We start from the raw sequence: 20583 nt of genomic DNA, 5'->3' as shown, positions 1-20583 counted from the left end.
AGGAACAGTGCTGGGAGAGCGGCGGCCTCGCCGCTCCGTCCTCACGCGCTTCCTGATGACGCTCCCTGCCGCAGCCATCTCGTTCGTGTTCTCCTCCGCACCGGCCTTCGCCGACCTGAAAATCTGCAACCGCATGTCCTATGTCGTCGAGGCCGCGATCGGCATCGACGACAAGGCGGCGACCGCGACGCGCGGCTGGTTCAGGATCGACCCCGCCACCTGCCGCGTGGTGGTGCAGGGCACGCTCTCCGCCGACCGCATCCTGCTCAACGCCCGCGCGCTCGGCGTCTACGGCGCATCCCCGATCCCGCAGAACGGCAGCGACACGCTGTGCGTCGCGCAGGACAATTTCGTCATCGCGGCAGCGCGGCAGTGCCGCAGCGGCCAGACCCAAGCCGCCTTCACCCAGATCACCCCGACCCAAGGCGCGGACGGCAATTTCGTCGCCTATCTCGCCGAGGACTCCGAGTATGACGACGAGCAGGCCCGCCTCGCCGGCATCCAGCGGCTTTTGGTGATCGCAGGTTACGACGCCGCGCCGATCGACGGCGTCGACGGGCCGAAGACGCAAGGCGCGCTGGCCGCTTTCCTGAAGAGCCGCGGATTGTCGTCCGACATCCTGTCGTCGCCGAACTTCTTCAAGACCATGGTCGATGCCGTGCAGACGCCGTCTGCGACAGGCCTCACCTGGTGCAACGACACCGCGCACAAGGTGATGGCGGCGGTCGCCACCGACGACGGCAAATCGGTGACGAGCCGTGGCTGGTATCGCATCGACCCCAAGACCTGCCTGCACCCTGATGTGAGCGGCCAGCCGAAGCAGATATTCAGCTTCGCGGAAGCCATCGACGCCGATAACCGAATCGTCAAGCTGAAGGACAAGCCGCTGAACTGGGGCGGCGACAAGCAGCTTTGCACGCGCGAGACCAAGTTCGAGACCAACGAGCAGACCGACTGCGGCGCGCGCGGTTTCGCGGCCACGGGCTTTAGCGCGGTGGACATGTCGAGCGGCGGCAAGACGCTGCGGTTTGCAATGCCGTGACGGGTGCTGTTGTGATGGTACGGGTGCCACGCACGCCGCTGTCGTCCTGGCGAAAGCCAGGACCCATTACCCCAGGATTGGATTTGGCGAAGAACGACGACCGCAGTGTCCCAATGATCGGTCACGGCGTATGGGTCCTGGCTTTCGCCAGGACGACGATTGAGGGTGGGGCGCCGCCGCGGTCAACGGATAGAGAGTGAAAATGACCTCCTCCCGCGCCTTTGCCCATATCGACACCTGGGTGTTCGACCTCGACAACACGCTCTATCCGCACCACGTCAATCTGTGGCAGCAGGTCGATGCGCGGATCACCGAGTTCGTTTGCAACTGGCTCAATCTGACACCGGTGGAAGCGCGCAAGATCCAGAAGGATTATTACCAGCGCTTCGGCACCACCATGCGTGGCATGATGACCCTGCATGGTGTACGCGCCGACGACTATCTCGCCTATGTCCACAAGATCGACCATTCCCCGCTGGAGCCGAACCCGGCCCTGGGCGAGGCCATTGCAAAACTGCCGGGACGAAAGCTGATCCTGACCAACGGCTCGGTCGATCATGTCGATGCGGTGCTGGCGCGACTCGGCTTTGCCACGCATTTCGACGGCGTGTTCGACATCATCGCCGCCGAATTCGAGCCGAAGCCGGCGCCACAGACCTACCGGAAGTTTCTCGCCGACCATTCGGTCGATCCGACCCGCGCAGCGATGTTCGAGGACCTCGCCCGCAACCTCACCGTTCCGCACGAGCTCGGCATGACCACGATACTCGTGGTGTCGGACGGCACCAAGCAAGTGGTGCGTGAAGATTGGGAACTGGCGGGCCGTGATGCGGCCCATGTCGACCACGTCACCGACGATCTGACTGGGTTTCTGCAGTCGCTCGCGATCGGCTGACCCCCGCAGCAACGCAGGAGCGACCGTGCCTCAGAAGCCGACAGACTTGGCTGCGATCGAATGGGAAGACCTGCGCTACTTCCTGCACCTGGCTCGCGAAAAAAGCCTCTCGGGTGCCGCACGAAAGCTGGGCACCACGCAACCGACAATGAGCCGGCGCCTCGAACTGTTCGAAAGCAAGCTCGGTGCGATCCTGTTCGACCGCCTTCCGTCCGGCCTTCGGCTCTCCGACACCGGACGGCAGATTCTCGATTATGCCGAGAGGATGGAGGACGCAGCACTGGCGGCGCAGCGGATCGCAGTCGGCAGCAGCGCTGGACTGACCGGAACGGTGCGCGTGACCTCGCCCGAATGGCTCGGGGCACGGATCCTCTCGCCTTTGCTGGCGAAGTTCTGCGCGGCGCATCCGACCGTCACCGTCGAGCTGGTTACTGACGCCGAGGCCCTGAGCCTCACGTGGCGGGAGATAGATGTCGCCCTACGCTTCGGGCGCTTCCAGCAGGACGGACTGATGCAGCGGAAGATCGGCAGCATTCCGTTCCAGCTTTATGCTGCTGCTGCCTATCTCAAGGCAAAGGGACCGCCCGATTTTTCGGACGGTGGCGCCGACGCTGCGCTCATTACAATGAACGCGGCGCTCGCCGAAAGCGTTGCGGAGACGAAGTGGCTGCGTCGCTATTTGCCGCAGGCACATGTTGGATTCTGCAGCAATAGCCGCGATGGTCAGGCCGCTGCGGCCGCCGCCGGCGCGGGGCTGGTTTGCTTGCCGACTCGGCTGGCCTCGGCCTATCCCGCGCTTCGTTCGATCAAGACGCCGGCGCCCGTCCCGAGCCGCGAGCTGTGGCTGGGATTTCATCGCGACACCGGCAAGGTCCGGCGGGTTCGCGCCGTGGTGGACTTCATCGCGGGAGAATTCCGTCAATTCGCCTGACGCTTCGGCAAGCTGTATAGCGGCCATACGCCCATAGCTGATGGCTCCCGCGAGACCGCACGTCTATCTCTCGAGCTCGGCAACAACCCGCCGTTCGAGGAGAGAGACAATGATGATGGATTGGAGCGCCTATCGGAGCGACTTGCTGGCGCGGATCGGCGACATTGGTGCCCTAAGCCCGGCGACGCTGAAGGGCTATCGCGAACTTGGCGCGGCTGGCCCCCAGACAGGAAAGCTGGACGGAAAGACGCGCGAGTTGATCGCGCTGGCGGCGGCCGTGACCGCCCGCTGCGACGGGTGTATTGCGGTTCACGCCGCCGCCGCCGCACGTTTCGGCGCGAGCCGTGAGGAGCTCGCCGAGGCCCTCGGCGTGGCGATTGCGATCGGTGCGGGGGCGTCGTTGGTCTACTCGGCACGGACGCTCGAAGCGTTCGATGCGAGCCGGGCACCGAAGCCGGGCGAAGGCTGATCCGATGACGCAAACACCGCAACCTGTGGCCTTCTCCGGATGCGGTTCGGCCGCAAGCTCGTTTCAACGGTCGGTCACCTCTTCGTTGACCGTCGAAGAGGTGGTCACCCGCTTGAAGCAGGGAATCATTGCGGCAGACCTCTGGATCCTGCACGAGATCGACCCGCAAATGCTGCTCAGTCGTGGCGGCTTCGCCATCGGCCCCGCGCGTCAGGTCCTGTTTTTCCACCCACGCCTGATGTCGCGGCTGCTGACCGCCGATAGCGCGGCGCTGCTCGAGGCCCCCCTGAAGTTCGCCGTGATCGGCTTTCCAGACGGTCAAGCCGAACTGCGATGGCTTGATCCGGCTATGGCCTTCGCGCGCTACCGTTCACCGGCATTGACCGAACTCGGAAATGAGCTCGCCGGCCTCTGCGAGGGTATCGTGAACGGCATCGATCTCGCGGGCACATCAAAATAGCCGCCGGCCATGTCCCGGGCGCGTCCGAACGCGCCGGGACATGGCCGACTGCGTTCTTGACTCTCTCGCTCCAAGTCCCGAAAAAGCGATCCAAATTCCCCGCAAATGCTGCTCAAGGATCGCCAAATGTCCCTGTCCGTCCTCGAATCCACCATCAACGGCGCCTTCGAGGCGCGCGACGGCGTCTCGACCTCGACCAGGGGCGAGGTCCGCGAGGCCGTGGATCACGCGCTGGAGATTCTGGACAAGGGTGAGGCCCGCGTTGCCGAGCGCGGGGCCGACGGCAAGTGGAAGGTCAATCAATGGCTGAAGAAGGCGGTGCTGCTCTCGTTCCGCCTCAACGACATGGGCGCCATTTCCGGCGGCCCCGGCAAGGCGGCCTGGTGGGACAAGGTGCCCTCGAAGTTCGACGGCTGGGGCGAGAACCGCTTTCGGGATGCCGGTTTCCGTGCCGTCCCCGGCTCCATCGTGCGCCGCTCCGCCTTCATCGCCCGCAACGTCGTGCTGATGCCGTCCTTCGTCAATCTCGGCGCCTACGTCGATGAATCCACCATGATCGACACCTGGTCGACCGTCGGCTCCTGCGCGCAGATCGGCAAGCGCGTGCACATCTCCGGCGGCGTCGGCATCGGCGGCGTGCTCGAGCCGCTGCAGGCCGAGCCCGTGATCATCGAGGACGATTGCTTTATCGGCGCGCGCTCCGAGGTCGCCGAGGGCGTGATCGTGCGCAAGGGCGCGGTGCTGTCGATGGGCGTGTTCCTGGGGGCGTCGACCAAGATCGTCGATCGCGAGACCGGCGAGATCTTCATCGGCGAGGTGCCGGAATATTCGGTCGTCGTTCCCGGCGCGCTGCCCGGCAAGCCCATGAAGAACGGCCAGATCGGCCCGAGCACCGCCTGCGCCGTCATCGTCAAGCGCGTCGACGAGCGCACGCGCTCCAAAACCAGCATCAACGAGCTGCTGCGGGATTGATTCGCGGCACCAGCTGCCGTACGACACCGAGGGTCCATCGAACCCGCCCTCCCCCCATCGCGACCAACATCCGGGCGACCTTTCCCGCCCGGAGCCTTTGGAATGGACTGGATCTGGTATCTCTTCCGCTTCGACGGCCGCATCAACCGCGCGCTGCTGTGGCAGGCGCTGCTGCTCGTCATGATGCTGGCCTGCATGCTCGGGATGATCGACCAGGCCATCAAGGTGCTGAACGGGGCGGCAACTTTCGCCTTCAACTTCAAGGTCGACTTCGATTTCGGTGTCGACGACATCTTCAACGTGGTCGATCCCAGGGCCTATCGTCAGCTGGCTACGGCCGATCGCGCGACCCTCATCCTCAAAGTGTTCGGCACTTTGCTATTCCTGTGGATCTATCTCGCAACCGCGACCAAGCGGCTGCACGATCGCGACCGGAGCGGCTGGTGGCTGGTTCCGTTCTTCGTCGTGCCTGCGTTGTTCGACCAGTTCTCGGACCTGCTGCCCACCAATTCAAACTGGGTTCTTGCCGTCGCCTGGGCCGTGCACATTCCGTGGTTTTGGGGCCTCGTGGAAATGTTCATTGTGCCCGGCACCTCGGGCGACAACCGGTTCGGCCCCGATCCACTGGCCGTCCTTGAAGATGGCTCCGCGCCCGCACCTTCGACGAAAAGCTGGGACCAGCAGAGCGAGATCGAATTTGTCCCGCCCAGTGCTAGCCCACCCGGCGGCATGCATGTTAAGCGGGGCGCATGACCGATGCTCTCTCGATTGCCCGCGATCTCATCCGCTGCCCCTCGGTAACCCCCGCCGATGCCGGTGCACTGGGCGTGCTCGAAAAAGCCCTCAATGCGGCAGGCTTCACATGCCACCGCGTGACTTTCAGCGAGCCCGGCACCGCCGACGTCGACAATCTCTTTGCGCGGATCGGCACTGACGGGCCGCACATCACCTTTGCCGGCCACACCGACGTGGTACCGCCGGGCGACGAGAGCGCCTGGAGCGTCGGCGCGTTCTCGGGCGAGGTGAAGGACGGCTTTCTGCACGGCCGCGGCGCGGTCGACATGAAAGGCGGCATCGCCTGTTCGGTCGCCGCGGTGCTGGAGCATCTGGCCGCGAACGACGGCAAGCCGCGCAGCGACGGCAAAGGTTCGATCTCCTTCCTGATCACCGGCGACGAGGAAGACGTCTCCATCAATGGCACCATCAAGCTGCTGCAGTGGGCGGCCGAGCGCGGCGAAAAATTCGACCATTGCGTGCTCGGCGAGCCCTCCAATGTCGAGACCCTCGGCGACACCATCAAGGTCGGCCGCCGCGGCTCGCAATCCGGCACGCTGTATGTCGACGGCGTGCAGGGCCATGTCGCCTATCCGCACCGCGCCGCCAATCCGGTGCCTGATATCGCGCGGCTGATCGTGGCCATCTCGGACGAGCCGCTCGACCATGGTAGCGCGCAGTTCCAGGCCTCCAACCTCGAATTCACCTCGGTCGACGTCGGCAACACCGCCAACAACGTCATCCCGGGACAAGCGCGCGCAAAATTCAACATCCGCTACAACGACAACCACACTCAGGCGAGCCTGCGCGAGCTGGTCGAGATGCGGCTGACAAAAGCCTGCGGCAACCGCATTCGCGCCCGCATCGTCTGGGAGCCCTCGAACTCGAACGTGTTCGTGACCAAGCCCGGCCCGTTCACCGATCTCGCGGTGTCCGCGATCGAAGAAGTGACGGGCCGCAAGCCGGAGCTGTCGACCTCAGGCGGCACCTCGGACGCGCGCTTCATCTCAAGCTATTGCCCGGTGATCGAATTCGGCCTGGTCGGCCAGACCATGCACCAAATCGACGAACGCGTGCCGGTCAGGGACCTGGAGCGGTTGACCAAGGTGTATCGCGGGATTTTGGCGAGGTATTTTGGGTAGGCTCTTCCGCCTGCCCACTCCGCTGTCATCGCCCGACTTGATCGGGCGATCCAGTATTCCAGAGACGACAGTGACTGAGCCGAGAGGCCACGGCTACTGGATGCCCCGGTCAAGCCGGGGCATGACAGTGGGGGGATGTAGCGAGAGTACGCGCCCTCATCCCATCAGTAATCCACCTGCATCAGATACAGCCCGTCCGGCGGGGCGACGATGCCGCAGGCGGCGCGGTTGCGTGCGGCGAGCGCTGCGGAGAGATCATCGGCGGTCCAGCGGCCTTCGCCGACCCACATCAGCGACCCCACCATCGAACGCACCTGGCTGTGCAGGAATGAGCGCGCCGAGGTGACTATGGTGATCTCGCGCCCGTCGCGCAGCACGTCGAGCTGATCGAGCGTCTTCTCCGGCGACCTGGCCTGGCACTCGGTGTCGCGGAAGGTGGTGAAATCGTGCTTGCCGAGCAGGCGTTGTGCCGCCGCATGCATCGCATCGGCGTCGAGCCGGCGCGGCACGCGCCAGGCGTGGCCGGCATCGAGTGCGAGATTGGCGCGAGTGTTGACGATACGGTAGCGGTAGTGGCGCTTGATGGCTGAAAAGCGCGCCTCGAAACTATCAGGCACGATATCCGCTTCGAGCACCGCGACAGGATGCGGGCGCAGATGCGCATTCAAGCCGTCGCGAAAACGGCCCGGCGGAAACTGCTTGCCGACATCGACATGCGCGACCTGGCCGCGCGCATGCACGCCGGCATCGGTGCGGCCGGCACCATGGACGCGCGCATCCGCGCCGGTCATCGCCTTCACAGCGGCCTCCAACGCGCCCTGCACCGAGGGCAGCGTCTCCTGCACCTGCCAGCCGAAGAACGGCGCGCCGTCATATTCGATGGTGAGCTTGTAGCGGGGCATCTTGTCCAGTTTCGCTGTCATCGCCCGGCTCGACCGGGCAATCCAGTACTCCGCAGCCTATCCGTTCGACCGAGAAGCCTCGGCGTACTGGATACCCCGCCTTCGCAGGGTATGACAGCGTCAGGTGAATTTGGCGCCGGTCTTCAACGGCACGCCGCGCAGAAAGTCCGCGGCCTGCATGCGTGCCTTGCCTTCGCGCTGGAGCTCGATCAGACGGATTGCACCCTCGCCGCAGGCGATGGTGAGGTGATCGTCGAGCACCTCGCCGGGTGCGCCCGTGCCTTTCGCCAGCTCGCAGCGCAGGATCTTGACCCGCGCATTCTCAAGTTCGGCCCAGGCGCCGGGAAACGGCGACAGGCCGTGGATATGGCGCAGCACCTCGCGCGCGGGCCTGGTCCAGTCGATCCGCGCCTCGGCCTTGTCGATCTTGGCGGCATAGGTGACGCCGTCCTCGCTCTGCTGCTTCAGCTGAAGCCCGCCGCGCGCCAGCGCGGCCATGGCGCGCACCATCAGATCGGCACCGAGCCGCGACAGACGATCGTGCAGATCGAGCGCGGTCATGTTGTCCGTGATCGCGAGCCGTTCCGCCATAGCGACGTCGCCGGTGTCGAGGCCAACATCCATCTTCATCACCATCACGCCGCTCTCGGCATCGCCGGCCATGATCGCGCGGTTGATGGGAGCGGCACCGCGCCAGCGTGGCAGCAGCGAGGCGTGCAGGTTGTAGCAGCCGAGCTTTGGCGCATCGAGGATCGCCTGCGGCAGGATCATGCCATAGGCGACGACGACGGCCGCATCGGCGTCAAAGGCGCGAAACTCTTCCAGCGCCTCCGGCGTTTTCAAAGTCTTCGGCGTCAGCACGGGCACACCGAGCTTTCGCGCGGCCTCTTCCACCGGGGTCGGCTGCAATTGCAGCCCGCGCCGTCCGCCGGGCTTCGGCGCGCGCGTGTACACGGCCGCGATCTCGTGGCCATGCGCGACGAGCTCGAGCAGCGTCGGCACGGAGAAATCGGGCGTGCCCATGAAGATCAGGCGGAGGGGCATCGACAGAGAACCTCACTCCGCGCGCTTGGCGGCTTTCTCGAACTTCTTCAGCACGCGGTCGCGCTTGAGCTTTGACAGATAGTCGACGAACAGCACGCCGTTGAGATGGTCGATCTCGTGCTGGATGCAGGTGGCGTAGAGGCCTTCGGCGTCCTCCTCGTGCACCTTGCCGTCGAGATCGGTGTAGCGCACCCGCACCTTCGCAGGGCGCTCGACCTCCTCGTAATATTCGGGGATCGACAGGCAGCCTTCCTCGTAGACCGACAGGTCCTCCGAAGAGGCGATGATTTCCGGATTGATGAAGACGCGCGGCTCGGGCTTGGTCTCGCCGTCCTGGTCGGGCTTGGCGAGGTCCATGGTGATCAGCCGCAACGGCTGCGCGATCTGGATCGCCGCGAGCCCGATGCCGGGCGCGTCGTACATGGTCTCGAACATGTCGTCGGCAAGCTTGCGGATCTCCGGCGTGACCTTCTCGATCGGCTTGGAGACCAGACGCAGCTGCTTGTCGGGCAGGATGATGATTTCTCTGAGGGCCATGGCCGCGATTTAAGCCGCGCGTTCGATGCGGTCAATGCGGCCGGGAACCCCGTTAACCCTCCGCTAACCATAAAACTTCAGGTTTCGTTAACCATAAAAATTAACAGAGCATTTACCATAAATGTTCGCTATTCGTTCGTGTCTCGAAGCGAATCGGCTAGAAGCAGGGGCATGAACGAGATCATTTTCATGCTTGGCGACTGGCCGGTGCGCACCGTGGACGCGCTGATCGGCTTCGGCGCCCTGGTCCTTATCCTGCTGCTCGTGATTGCCGTCGTGATCGCGCGGTCAGGGCGGCGCGGCGCGGAACTCGCGATGGCCAACGCCATCCGCGCCGACGAGCTCGAGGAGCGCATCAGCCAGATGCTGCACGCCCAGAGCGAGGCTTCGGGGCGAGTCGACGCCATGACCCAGACGCTGGCCGGCCGCCAGGCCGACATGGCGCGCGCGGTCAACGAGCGGCTGGATTCGGTGACCCACCGCGTCGGCCAGTCCATGGAGCACTCGACCCGCAACACCATGGAGAGCCTGCACGCGCTGCACGAGCGGCTCGGCATCATCGACAGCGCGCACAAGAACCTCACCGACCTCACCACGCAGGTGACGACCCTGCGCGACGTGCTCGCCAACAAGCAGTCGCGCGGCGCCTTCGGTCAGGCGCGGATGGAAGCGATCGTCCAGGACGGTCTGCCGAAGGGCGCCTACGAGTTCCAGTTCACGCTCTCGACCGGCAAGCGTCCGGACTGCGTCGTGTTCCTGCCCGACCAGCGTCCGCTCTGCATCGACGCGAAATTTCCGCTGGAGGCGATGACCGCGCTGCATGATGCGCGCACCGACGAGGAAAAGCGCATCGCCACGCAGCGGCTGCGCGGTGACGTGATGAAGCATGTCAGCGACATCGCCGAAAAATATCTCGTCGCCGGCGAGACCCAGGAAATGGCGTTGATGTTCGTGCCGTCGGAATCGGTCTACGCCGAGATCCACGACGGTTTCGACGACGTGATCCAGAAGGCGTATCGCGCCCGCGTCGTGCTGGTGTCGCCGTCGCTTTTGATGCTCGCAATCCAGGTGATGCAGCAGATCATGAAGGACGCGCGCATGCGCGATGCCGCCGACCAGATCCAGACCGAAGTGATCAAGCTCGGCGACGACCTCGGCCGCCTGCGCGATCGCGTGCTGAAATTGCAGAAGCACTTTGCCGACGCGAACGAGGACGTCCGCCAGATCCTGATCTCCGCCGACAAGATCGAGAAGCGCGCGGGGCGCATCGAAGAGCTCGATTTCAGCAAGAGCGATGCCCCCGAAGCCCCGCATCTCGTGGCGACCGGCGCTGCCGAGTTGTTCCCGAGGAAGCTCCAGGCGGGGGAGTAGAATATAGAACACACTGTCGTCGCCCGGCTTGACCGGGCGACCCAGTATCCCAGAGACGGCAGATGGGCGGGCGCTGCTACTACGTGTACATTCTCGCCAGCAAGATGGGCGACACGCTCTACATTGGCGTAACGAACGATCTCATCCGCCGTGTGGCCGAACACAAATTGCAGTTAGTCGAGAGCTTCACGAAGGAATAGGGCGTTGTGAAGCTAGTCTATTTCGAGCAATTCGATGATCCCGAGAATGCGATAAAACGCGAGAAGCGCCTGAAAAAATGGACGCGCGCCTGGAAGATTGCGCTGATCGAGAAGGATAATCCCGATTGGAACGATCTCTATGCGGAGATCGCGGGCCCTCCATAACTCCGGCCTCTGGAATACTGGGTCGCCCGGTCAAGCCGGGCGACGACACCTCACTTGTGGCTCTCAGAATCTGCTAACACCACCCCATGACCGCACCCGACGCGACCTCCCCTGCCGGCCCCGGCACGGCCCCCACCTCCTGGCGTGACAGCCTTGCCGTTTACCTGCAGCCGCGGGTGCTGATCGTGCTGTTCCTCGGTTTCTCGTCCGGGCTGCCGCTGGCGCTGTCGGGCTCGACGCTGCTGGTGTGGATGCGGGAATCCGGCGTCGATCTCAAGACCATCGGGCTGTTTGCGCTGGTCGGCACGCCCTACACGCTGAAATTCCTTTGGGCGCCGCTGGTCGATGCGATGCATGTGCCGCTGTTCACGCGCGCCTTCGGGCGGCGCCGCGGCTGGCTGCTGTTCTCGCAATTGCTGCTGATCGCAGCGATCCTGCTGCTGGCGCTGACCGATCCCGCGCGCTCGCCGTTCTACGTCGCGCTCGGCGCATTGCTGGTGGCGACGGCCTCGTCGACGCAGGACATCGTGGTCGACGCCTTCCGCGTCGAGAGCCTGCCGGAGAGCGAGCAGGCCGCCGGCATGGCGTCCTATGTCGCGGCCTATCGCATCGGCATGCTGGTCTCGACCGCCGGCGCGCTGTTCATCGTCTCCGGCTTCGAGAGCACCGGCATCACCCGCACGTCCGCCTGGATGTGGGGCTATGTGGTGATGGCGGCGATGGTCCTGATCGGGACGATCACGGCGCTGGTCGCGACCGAGCCCGAGCAGTCATTGCGGGCGGAAGCCGCGACGCAGACGCAGACCGCGCTCGCGCGCGTGCTGCACGCGGCAATCGGCGCCTTCTCGGAATTCCTGACGCGCAAGGACGCGCTTGCGGCACTCGCCTTCGTCGTGCTGTTCAAGTTCACCGATGCCTTTTCCGGCACGATGACCGCGCCGTTCGTGATCGACCTCGGCTTCTCCCGCAACGACTATGCGGCGATCGTGAAGGGCGTGGGCCTTGCTGCGACTCTGATCGGCGGCTTTGCCGGCGGCTTCGTCGCGCGGCGCTATTCGCTTGCGACCAGCCTCTGGATCGGCGGCGTGGTGCAGGCGCTCGCGAACCTCTCCTTCTCCTGGCTGGCCTTCGTCGGCACCAGCCAATGGGCGCTCGCCTTCGCCATCACCTGTGAGAACTTCACCAGCGCCATCGGCACGGTGATCTTCGTCGCCTATCTTTCGGCGCTCTGCCAGAACCCGCTGCACACGGCGACGCAATATGCGCTGCTCACCGCGCTTGCCGCGGTGGGGCGGACCTATCTCTCGTCAGGCGCCGGCTTCGTGGCTGATACCACCGGCTGGCCGCTGTTCTTCGTGATCTGCATGCTGGTGGCGATCCCGAGCCTGGTGCTGCTGGCCTGGTTGCAGAAGCGCGGGCATTTTGATGCGCTGGGGCCGGTGCGGGTTTAGCGCAACGCCGTCATGGCCGGGCTTGTCCCGGCCATCCACGCCTTGCTACGCGGCGCCAAAAACGTGGATGCCCGGGACGAGCCCGGGCATGACGAAAAACAGATGCGCTTATATGTGTGGCGAGCAAACGGGGCGCCCCCTACTGCTTCTTGATCAGGCTCCATTTCGTGATCACGGCCTCGCTCATCTGGCCGGGATCGCTGGCGCAGGCGACTTCGTCGACCTTGACCGAGATCTCCTTGCCGGCAAACGTCTTCAGCTGCGCTGCCTGCGCGTCGCCGCTGGGAACGAGCTGGAAGGTTTCGGGTCCGGTCTCGAGATTGCACAGCCCGCTCGGCGGCGGCAGTCGGCGCGGCTCGGAGGTGATCTGGTAGGTCGCAACCCGCTTGCCGACGTTCTTGACGTCGCGCACTTTCATCGTGTTCAGCTCGCCCGACAGCACCTCCCCGGCATTGATCGGCTTGCCGGGCTTCGACGGCGGCGGAGCCCCGTCGTCCTGTTGCGCGGAGATGGCCGGCGTCGCCAGCATCGTCAGCGTCGCGACCAAAGCCCATCGTGTGGCGAAAAGTTTCGTCATGTCGTCCGTTCCGTAAGTCTGGATGGCTAGAACAGGGTGCGCTGCCGCATCGCGGCCGATAGCGTACCTTCATCGAGATAATCAAGCTCGCCGCCGACCGGCACACCATGGGCGAGCCGGGTTACTTTTACGTTGGCGTCCTGAAGCAGGTCGGTGATGTAATGTGCCGTGGTCTGGCCGTCGACGGTGGCATTCAGCGCCAGGATGACCTCATGCACCTGTGCCTCATGCGCGCGCGCGACCAGCGCCTCGATGGTGAGGTCCTGCGGGCCGACGCCGTCGAGCGGCGACAATGTCGCACCCAGCACGTGATAGCGCCCTTGAGTGGCATTGGCCCGTTCCAGCGCCCAGAGATCGGCAACGTCGGCGACGACGACGATGATCGAGGGGTCGCGCCTCGGATCGGTGCAGACCGTGCAGGGACTTTGCGTGTCGATGTTGCCGCAGGTCTTGCAGACCTGGACCTTCTCGAGCGCGACCTGCATGGCCGAGGACAGCGGTATCATCAGCGCTTCGCGCTTCTTGATCAGATGCAACGCGGCGCGCCGCGCCGAGCGCGGACCGAGGCCCGGCAGCCGCGCGAGAAGCTGGACCAGCCGCTCGATTTCAGGACCCGCAACAGCGCCCATCCTACTGGCCGAACAGCCCCGACAGCCCCGGCGGCAGACCGAGCCCGCCGGTGAGCGACTGCATCTTCTCCTGCATGGCGGCTTCCGCCTTGCGGCGGGCCTCGCCGAAGGCGGTGACGAGCAGATCCTCGAGCACCTCGCGCTCTTCCGCCTTCATCAGCGAAGGATCGATCTTGACGCCCTTGACGTCCATCTTCGCGGTCATGCGCACGGCGACGAGACCGCCGCCGGAGATGCCCTCGACCTCGACGTTGGCGAGCTGGTCCTGCATCTCCTGCATCTTGGATTGCAGCTGCTGCGCCTGCTTCATCATGCCGAAAATATCGACCATCGGTGCTGTCCTTGGTTGGCGCGATGACTCATCGTCGCGCCTTCGCTGATTGTTTTGAGCGTGATCCAGTCGGAAAAGCGCTGCACGCTTTTTCCGGATCATGCTCTAGAGATCGTCGCCGTCGGAACCGTCGGGCGGATCGTCACTGCCATAGTCGGCGTTAATATCGGATTCCGGCGCCTCGGGGGCAAGCCTGCGGACCTCGACGACCTTCGCACCCGGAAACCGCGACAGCACCTCGCGCACGCGCGGATCGGCCTCGGCGGTGCGCGCATGTTCCTGCTTGGCCGCCTGGCTTACCGAGCGCAGCGTCGGCTGGCCCGGCTCGTTGGAGACGATCACGGTCCAGCGGCGCCCGGTCCAGAGCTCGAATTTTCGCGCGAGATCGGAAATCATGGTCTTGGAGGCGTTCGGCTCGAGCGCGACTTCCAGCCGGCCCTCCTCGAAACGAACGAGGCGCATGTCGCCTTCGAGCGCGCCCTTGGTCAGGAGGTCGCGCTTCTGCCCGGCCAGGGCAACGAGCTGGGTGAAGCTCGTGACGCGCAACACGGGCGTGGCAGCTTGCGGATCCGGCGCGGGTGTTGCCATCTGCGGACGAGCACCACCGCCGCCGAACGAGGACGGTGACGAATTCGGCATGCGAACGGGAGCCGCGGACGCCACCGGCCCGGCCGGCGCGTTGCGCGCGGCACTGCCGCCGCTCACGACCGGCGAACCACCGCCGTTCTGCTCCAGCATCTTGATCGCTTCGTCAGGCGTCGGCAGGTCGGCGACATAGGCGATGCGCACCAGCACCATCTCGGCGGCTGCGGCGGGCCGCGTCGCGGCCTGCACCTCGGTGATGCCCTTGAGCAGCATCTGCCACATCCGCGACAGCACGCGCATCGAGATCTTCGAGGCGAAATCCCGCGCGCGCACGCGCTCGGTCTCGCCATAGGCGACGTTGTCGGCGGTCGCCGGCACGATCTTCACGCGGGTGACGAAATTGACGAATTCGGCGAGATCCGAGAGCACGACGATCGGATCGGCGCCGACGTCGTACTGGTCGCGGAACTCCCTAAACGCGGACGCGATGTCGCCACGCGCCAGAGAATCGAAAAGATCGATGACACGGGTGCGGTCGGCGAGCCCCAGCATCTGCCTGACGGCATCGGCCTTCACGGTGCCTGCCGCATGCGCGATCGCCTGATCGAGCAGCGAGAGCGAATCGCGCACCGAGCCTTCCGCGGCGCGTGCGATGATACCTAGTGCTTCGGGCTCGATCTCGACGTTTTCCTTGGCCGCGATGTTGGCCAGATGCTTCATCAGCACGTCGGCCTCGACGCGGCGCAGGTCAAAACGCTGGCAGCGCGACAGCACCGTGACCGGAACCTTGCGGATCTCGGTCGTTGCGAACACGAACTTGGCGTGCTCCGGCGGTTCCTCCAGCGTCTTCAGGAAGGCGTTGAACGCCGCCGTCGACAGCATGTGGACTTCGTCGATGATGTAGACCTTGTAGCGGGCGCTGGCCGGCGCGTAGCGGACGCTGTCATTGATCTGACGGACGTCGTCCACGCCGGTGTGCGAGGCCGCGTCCATCTCCAGCACGTCCATGTGCCGGCTTTCCATGATGGCCTGGCAATGCACGCCGAGCGTCGGCATCTGGACCGTCGGGCCCTTCACCGAGCCATCCGGCATCTCGTAGTTGAGCGCGCGGGCAAGGATGCGCGCAGTGGTGGTCTTGCCGACCCCGCGGACGCCGGTGAGAATCCAGGCCTGCGGAATGCGACCGGTCTCGAACGCATTTGAGACGGTGCGGACCACGGCTTCCTGGCCGATCAGATCGTCGAACGAGGAAGGACGGTATTTCCGCGCCAGCACCCGGTAGGGCGTGCTGGCCCGGCCGGCGCTGTCAGGGTTGGGAGGGGCGCCAGCGTCGGTCATCGGTCGATCCGCAATGAAGTGTCTTTCGGCCGGCTTTGCGGAAAGGAGCGCGCTGGCGGCCCGAGCCGCCGGCGCAATTCGCTCGGAAAAACAGGTAGGAGACTGACGAGCGACCCGATCCGGACCTCGTTAGGGCTGCTTCCTTCCGGACCTGACCCGGTTGGCGAGTGGCTCGTCCACCGCCAATCTCCCGGCCCCTATTTGGGGCCAAAAGGACCGGAAAGCAAGCGGGTATCGGCTTGAACAGGCGCGGCTTCATGGTGGCTTGCCCAGCATCCGGGCAATTCCTGGTCTGCCCAGCCGATAGGCTGTGCTTTCACTGCCGGAGGCGCCTTGGAAGAACGCTGCCGGAACTTCTTCCAACAGAAAAGCGATTGATCCCAATGGTTACACGTCGTGATGTTGCATCGATTGTCGGACTTGGCGCGATTGGCGCGGCGACGCTGGCCTCCCCTGCCGTGGCGCAGACCGCCGATACCAACGAATCGACCTTCGCCCGCATCCGCCGCACCAAGAAGATGCGGATCGGCGCGGTCGGCGGCGGCGCGCCCTATTACATGAAGGATCTTTCGACCGGCCAGTGGAAAGGCTTTTACGTCGACATCGCCAAGGCGCTCGCCGAGGACATGGAGGCCGAGCTCGAGATCACCGAGACCACCTGGGGCAATTCGGTGCTCGACCTGCAGTCCAACAAGATCGACATCTTCTTCGGCCTCAACCCGACCCCGAAGCGCGCGCTGGTGGTCGACTTCTCGGTGCCGGTCTTCAACAACGCCTTCGGCATCCTCTGCAAGAAGGACTTCAAGCCGAAGAGCTGGGCCGAGCTGAACTCGCCCGACATCAAGATCGCGGTCGACCAGGGCTCCTCGCACGACCAAGTCGTGAGCCGCCTGACGCCGAAGGCGCAGATCTCGCGGCTGAAGACCGCCGACGACGCCACCGCCGCGCTCCAGACCGGCCGCGTCGACGCGCAGTGCCTGATCACCATGCTGTCGCTCACGGTGCTGAAGAAAAATCCCTCGCTGGGCCAGTTCGTGCTGCCGACGCCGATCTTTGCTACAACGTCGAACGCCGGCTTCCGCCGCGAGACCGACAAGACCTGGCGCGACTACGTCAACACCTGGATCGACTTCAACAAAGGCCTCGGCTTCATTCGCAACGCCATCATCACCAACATGGAGCTGGTGGGCGTGACCGAGGCGGACATTCCGCCGGGCGTTTCGCTGTAGTCTTCCACTGTCATTCCGGGGCGCCCAAAGGGCGAACCCGGAATCTCGAGATTCCGGGCTCGATGCTTCGCATCGCCCCGGACGACAATGCCGGCGGTCAAGGCGTTCGACGAGTAACACACGCATGTATCAGTGGGACTTCGGCATCCTCTGGAGCTATCGCTGGCTCTTTCTCAACGGGCTCGGCGTCACCGTAGGCTTCACCGTGGTCATCGTCGTGCTTGGCCTCGTCTTCGGCCTGTTCGGCGCGTTCGGCACCCTGTCGCGCTTTCGCGCGGTGCGCCTGCTCGCGCTCACCTTCATCGAGGCGTTCCGCTGCACGCCGATCCTGGTGCAGCTGATCTGGTTCTATTACGCGCTGCCGATCCTGGCGGGTGTCGAGATGACCCCAATCACGGCGTCGGCGCTGGCGCTGTCGCTCTATGGCGGCTCGTTCTATTCGGAGATCATCCGCGGCGGCATCATCTCGATCGACCGCGGCCAGTCCGAAGCCGGTGCCGCGCTCGGTATGACCCCGGGACAGAGCATGCGGCGCATCGTGCTGCCGCAGGCGATCAAGCGCATGATCCCGGCGCTGATGAACCAGTCGATCATCCAGTTCAAGAACACCTCGCTGGTCTCGGTGCTGGCGGTGCCTGATCTGGTCTATCAGAGCCAGGTCGCCGCCCATGACAGCTACCGTCCGCTGGAAACCTACACCGCCGTCGCGGTCGCCTATGCGGCGATCCTGATCCCCCTGACCATCATGGTCCGGCGCGGCGAGAAGCGACTGGCGGTCGGCGAATGAGCGACACCTCTTCCAAGATCGAGATCCGGGCGCTGCGCAAAAGCTTTGGCAGCAACGAGGTTTTGAAGAGCATCAGCCTGGATGTCGCGAAGGGCGGCGTCGTGGCGCTGATCGGCCCGTCCGGCTCCGGCAAGTCGACGCTGCTCCGCTGCATCAACCTCCTGGTGACGCCCGACGGCGGCAGCGTTCGCGTCGGCGACACCCGCTTTTCGTTCGGCGAGGGTACGAAGCTCCCCGATGTGAAGACGCTGGCCAAATTCCGTACCACCACCGGCATGGTGTTCCAGCATTTCAATCTGTTCCCGCACATGACGACGCTGCAGAACGTGATGGAGGGACCGGTCACGGTGCGGCGCATGGCCAAGGCGGACGCCGAGAAGCTGGCGCGGGCCCAACTCACGAAGGTGGGCCTTGCAGAGAAGGCCGACCAATATCCGGCAACGCTCTCCGGCGGACAGAAGCAGCGCGTCGCGATTGCGCGGGCGCTCGCCATGGAGCCGGACGTGATGCTGTTCGACGAGGTCACCTCCGCGCTCGATCCCGAGCTTGTCGGCGAGGTCTTGAACGTCATGCAGCAGCTGGCGTCGGAGGGCATGACCATGGTGATCGTCACCCACGAGATCGCCTTTGCCCGCGAAGTCGCCGACCGTCTGATCTTCATGCGCGACGGCGTCGTGGTCGAGGAAGGCCCGGCGCGACAGGTGATCGACAATCCGCAGGAAGGAGCGACGCGCGCGTTCCTCAGCCATTTCCACCGCACCGGCGCGCTGCCGCCGGTTACAACGGCATCGTGATGTCCGAAATCGATCGCGTCTATCTTGTCACCGGCGCCGCCAGCGGCATCGGCCGCGCCACCGCAAAACTGCTCGCGGGGCCCGGCACTGCGCTGCTGCTGCACACGCGCTCCAACGCAGCCGGCCTCGACGCCACGGCGGCGGAAGCCGAAGCGCAAGGCGCGATCGTCGCAAAATGCCTCGGCGATCTCGCCGAGGAGACCGCGGCCACCGACACCGTCGCCGCTACGCAACGTGCCTTCGGCCGGCTCGACGGATTGATCCTGATCGGCGGCCATGCCCGGCGCGGCAGCGCCATCGGTACGCCGGCGGATCAGTTCCGCAAGGCAATGGACGAGTCGGCGCTGGCGTTCACACGGTTGGTGGACGCCGCGCTGCCGCTGCTGCGTGCAGGGCGAGATTCGCGGATCGTGGCGGTGTCGTCGTTCGTCGCTCACGCGATCCGGCCGGAGTTCGCGCCCTTTGCAGCGACGGCCGCGAGCCGCTCCGCGCTCGAAGCGCTGGTGCGGCTCACCGCAGTCGAGCTCGCCAGGGAGGGCATCACCGTCAACGCCGTCGCGCCGGGCCTGATCGTCAAGGACAAGCCCAGCGAAAGCCGGCTTACACCCGAGCAGATCGCCGCGACCGAGACGCTGATCCCGATGGGCCGCCGCGGGCGACCGGAGGAAGTCGCCGAGATCATCGCCTTCCTGGCATCCCCAAAAGCATCCTACGTCACCGGCCAGGTCTGGCACGTCAATGGAGGCCTGACATGACCGAAGCCACCATCGAACGTCTCAGGCTGTTCCTGATCGAGAGCCCGATCAAGATGGCGCGCCTCCAGGGCGTCGGCAACGTCAAGGGTACGGTGAAGCGCGTGCTGCTGGAGCTCACGTCGAGCGACGGCGTGATCGGCTGGGGCGAGGCGGCACCATGGGAAGTGTTCACGGGAACGCCGGAAGCGGCGTTCGCCGCGCTCGACATCTATTTGCGGCCAATCGTGCTCGGCAAGTCGGTGCGCCGCATCCGCGCGCTGATGGCCGAGCTCGATCGTGCGCTGGTCGGACATGCCGAAGCCAAGGTCGCGATCGAGATGGCGCTGCTCGACATCGTCGGCAAGTCGTCGGGACTTTCGGTCGCCGACCTGCTCGGCGGGCGCGTACGCGACACGATCCCGCTGTCGTTCTCGATCGCCGATCCGGATTTCGCCGCCGATCTCGAACGCATGCGGAAGATGGTTCCGGACGGCAATTTGATCTACAAGGTCAAGACCGGCGTGAAGCCGCATCGCGAGGATCTCGATCATCTCGCGGCGATCCGGAAAGAATTCGGCGACAAGGTCGATCTACGCGTCGATTACAACCAGGCGCTGGCGCCGTTCGGCGCCATCAAAATCCTGCGCGATATCGAGCAGTTTGCGCCGACCTTCATCGAGCAGCCGGTGCCGCGCAAATTTCTCGACGTGATGGCGCAGCTCACCGCGGCGCTGGAAACGCCGGTGCTCGCCGACGAAAGCTGTTTCGACCGCCGCGACATGATGGAGGTGGTGCGCCGCGAGGCGGCAGATGCCGTCTCGATCAAGCTGATGAAGGCCGGCGGCCTGTTCGAGGCGCAGGCGATCATGGCGATCGCTGACATCGCGGGCCTGCCCGGCTATGGCGGCACGCTGTGGGAGGGCGGCATCGGGCTTGCCGCCGGCACGCAGCTGATCGCCGCGACGCCGGGCATCTCGCTCGGCTGCGAATTCTACATGCCGCATCATGTGCTGACCGAGGACGTGCTGGAAGAGCGCGTCGCCAATCGCGGCGGCCACGTCGTGGTGCCGGACGGTGCCGGCCTCGGCATCCGCGTCAGCGAAGCCTCGGTCCGCGCCAATGCGCGGGTGTTGGCGGAGGGGTAAAGGCACGCCCCCACCGTCGTCCTGGCGAAAGCCAGGACCCATTGCCCCAAAGAGAAGTTGCGGCACGAGGTCGGTAACC

22 protein-coding genes, 1 other RNA gene and 1 pseudogene are annotated in these 20583 nt (G+C 65.0%); 16 read left to right on the top strand and 8 right to left on the bottom strand.

The window, feature by feature from the left end:
* Positions 1-55: 55 nt before the first annotated feature.
* The 8 genes from IVB54_RS02825 to dapE all read left to right on the top strand — a co-directional run bounded on the left by IVB54_RS02825 (position 56) and on the right by dapE (position 6685).
* On the top strand, positions 56-1042 hold the full coding sequence (locus IVB54_RS02825; RefSeq protein WP_018453032.1) for a DUF1036 domain-containing protein: 987 nt from the start codon (positions 56-58) through the stop codon (positions 1040-1042).
* Between the two features lie 202 nt (positions 1043-1244).
* On the top strand, positions 1245-1937 hold the full coding sequence (locus tag IVB54_RS02820) for a pyrimidine 5'-nucleotidase (RefSeq protein WP_018453031.1): 693 nt from the start codon (positions 1245-1247) through the stop codon (positions 1935-1937).
* A 25-nt stretch (positions 1938-1962) separates the two neighbouring features.
* On the top strand, positions 1963-2868 hold the full coding sequence (locus IVB54_RS02815; RefSeq protein ID WP_018453030.1) for a LysR family transcriptional regulator: 906 nt from the start codon (positions 1963-1965) through the stop codon (positions 2866-2868).
* 109 nt (positions 2869-2977) lie between these two features.
* Entirely contained in the window at positions 2978-3337 is a 360-nt protein-coding gene (locus IVB54_RS02810; protein ID WP_018453029.1) for a carboxymuconolactone decarboxylase family protein, read from the top strand.
* A gap of 4 nt (positions 3338-3341) precedes the next feature.
* Positions 3342-3797 (top strand): DUF302 domain-containing protein, encoded by a 456-nt coding sequence (locus tag IVB54_RS02805; RefSeq protein ID WP_231189775.1) that lies wholly within the window; start codon positions 3342-3344, stop codon positions 3795-3797.
* Between the two features lie 126 nt (positions 3798-3923).
* Positions 3924-4769: a 2,3,4,5-tetrahydropyridine-2,6-dicarboxylate N-succinyltransferase gene (gene dapD / locus IVB54_RS02800; RefSeq protein WP_026232441.1), complete on the top strand. Its 846-nt coding sequence runs from the start codon at positions 3924-3926 to the stop codon at positions 4767-4769.
* A 102-nt stretch (positions 4770-4871) separates the two neighbouring features.
* Positions 4872-5522: a DUF805 domain-containing protein gene (locus IVB54_RS02795; RefSeq protein ID WP_018453026.1), complete on the top strand. Its 651-nt coding sequence runs from the start codon at positions 4872-4874 to the stop codon at positions 5520-5522.
* Positions 5519-6685 carry a succinyl-diaminopimelate desuccinylase gene (gene dapE, locus IVB54_RS02790; protein WP_018453025.1) on the top strand — a complete coding sequence of 389 codons (1167 nt, stop codon included), beginning with the start codon at positions 5519-5521 and terminating at the stop codon, positions 6683-6685. The genes IVB54_RS02795 and dapE overlap by 4 nt, the downstream gene beginning before the upstream one ends.
* A gap of 164 nt (positions 6686-6849) precedes the next feature.
* On the opposite strand, the gene truA is transcribed toward dapE, so the two are convergent.
* The 3 genes from truA to def all read right to left on the bottom strand — a co-directional run bounded on the left by truA (position 6850) and on the right by def (position 9168).
* Entirely contained in the window at positions 6850-7587 is a 738-nt protein-coding gene (truA, locus tag IVB54_RS02785; RefSeq protein ID WP_026232440.1) for a tRNA pseudouridine(38-40) synthase TruA, read from the bottom strand.
* 120 nt (positions 7588-7707) lie between these two features.
* A complete protein-coding gene (fmt, locus tag IVB54_RS02780) occupies positions 7708-8631 on the bottom strand; it encodes a methionyl-tRNA formyltransferase (protein ID WP_018453023.1) in 924 nt (307 codons plus the stop codon).
* Between the two features lie 12 nt (positions 8632-8643).
* The gene (gene def, locus IVB54_RS02775) at positions 8644-9168 is read right to left on the bottom strand and encodes a peptide deformylase (RefSeq protein WP_007597693.1); all 525 of its coding nucleotides are present in this window, start codon (positions 9166-9168) and stop codon (positions 8644-8646) included.
* Positions 9169-9339: 171 nt separating this feature from the next.
* On the opposite strand from def, the gene rmuC reads away from it, so the two are divergent.
* The 3 genes and pseudogenes from rmuC to IVB54_RS02760 all read left to right on the top strand — a co-directional run bounded on the left by rmuC (position 9340) and on the right by IVB54_RS02760 (position 12355).
* Positions 9340-10539, top strand: coding sequence for a DNA recombination protein RmuC (gene rmuC / locus IVB54_RS02770; RefSeq protein ID WP_018453022.1), 1200 nt, complete (start codon positions 9340-9342; stop codon positions 10537-10539).
* Positions 10540-10601: 62 nt separating this feature from the next.
* Positions 10602-10904 (top strand): annotated as a pseudogene (locus tag IVB54_RS02765) (GIY-YIG nuclease family protein).
* Positions 10905-10990: 86 nt separating this feature from the next.
* The gene (locus IVB54_RS02760) at positions 10991-12355 is read left to right on the top strand and encodes an MFS transporter (RefSeq protein WP_018453019.1); all 1365 of its coding nucleotides are present in this window, start codon (positions 10991-10993) and stop codon (positions 12353-12355) included.
* Positions 12356-12494: 139 nt separating this feature from the next.
* Here the strand turns inward: IVB54_RS02760 and IVB54_RS02755 are convergent, their stop codons facing one another.
* The 5 genes from IVB54_RS02755 to ffs all read right to left on the bottom strand — a co-directional run bounded on the left by IVB54_RS02755 (position 12495) and on the right by ffs (position 16006).
* Positions 12495-12932, bottom strand: a complete 438-nt coding sequence (locus IVB54_RS02755; protein ID WP_026232439.1) for a hypothetical protein — start codon at positions 12930-12932, stop codon at positions 12495-12497.
* A 26-nt stretch (positions 12933-12958) separates the two neighbouring features.
* Complete coding sequence (gene recR, locus IVB54_RS02750) at positions 12959-13561, bottom strand: recombination mediator RecR (RefSeq protein WP_018453017.1); 603 nt, start codon at positions 13559-13561, stop codon at positions 12959-12961.
* 1 nt (position 13562) lies between these two features.
* Positions 13563-13892, bottom strand: coding sequence for a YbaB/EbfC family nucleoid-associated protein (locus IVB54_RS02745; RefSeq protein WP_007597704.1), 330 nt, complete (start codon positions 13890-13892; stop codon positions 13563-13565).
* A gap of 105 nt (positions 13893-13997) precedes the next feature.
* On the bottom strand, positions 13998-15815 hold the full coding sequence (locus IVB54_RS02740; RefSeq protein ID WP_018453016.1) for a DNA polymerase III subunit gamma/tau: 1818 nt from the start codon (positions 15813-15815) through the stop codon (positions 13998-14000).
* A gap of 94 nt (positions 15816-15909) precedes the next feature.
* Positions 15910-16006: signal recognition particle sRNA small type (ffs, locus tag IVB54_RS02735), an RNA gene on the bottom strand.
* Between the two features lie 192 nt (positions 16007-16198).
* Here ffs and IVB54_RS02730 point away from each other — a divergent pair.
* From IVB54_RS02730 to IVB54_RS02710, 5 genes are all read left to right on the top strand, one after another.
* Complete coding sequence (locus IVB54_RS02730) at positions 16199-17044, top strand: transporter substrate-binding domain-containing protein (RefSeq protein WP_018453015.1); 846 nt, start codon at positions 16199-16201, stop codon at positions 17042-17044.
* A 124-nt stretch (positions 17045-17168) separates the two neighbouring features.
* Positions 17169-17831: an amino acid ABC transporter permease gene (locus IVB54_RS02725; RefSeq protein WP_018453014.1), complete on the top strand. Its 663-nt coding sequence runs from the start codon at positions 17169-17171 to the stop codon at positions 17829-17831.
* A complete protein-coding gene (locus IVB54_RS02720; protein ID WP_018453013.1) occupies positions 17828-18625 on the top strand; it encodes an amino acid ABC transporter ATP-binding protein in 798 nt (265 codons plus the stop codon). Before IVB54_RS02725 ends, IVB54_RS02720 begins: the two co-directional genes overlap by 4 nt.
* Positions 18625-19380: an SDR family oxidoreductase gene (locus IVB54_RS02715; RefSeq protein ID WP_018453012.1), complete on the top strand. Its 756-nt coding sequence runs from the start codon at positions 18625-18627 to the stop codon at positions 19378-19380. Before IVB54_RS02720 ends, IVB54_RS02715 begins: the two co-directional genes overlap by 1 nt.
* A complete protein-coding gene (locus tag IVB54_RS02710; protein WP_018453011.1) occupies positions 19377-20504 on the top strand; it encodes a muconate cycloisomerase family protein in 1128 nt (375 codons plus the stop codon). The genes IVB54_RS02715 and IVB54_RS02710 overlap by 4 nt, the downstream gene beginning before the upstream one ends.
* Positions 20505-20583 lie beyond the last annotated feature (79 nt).

The sequence above is a fragment of the Bradyrhizobium sp. CW1 genome, from assembly GCF_023100665.1.
Lineage (GTDB): Bacteria > Pseudomonadota > Alphaproteobacteria > Rhizobiales > Xanthobacteraceae > Bradyrhizobium > Bradyrhizobium canariense_D.
This window is presented reverse-complemented; position numbering and strand designations above follow the sequence as displayed.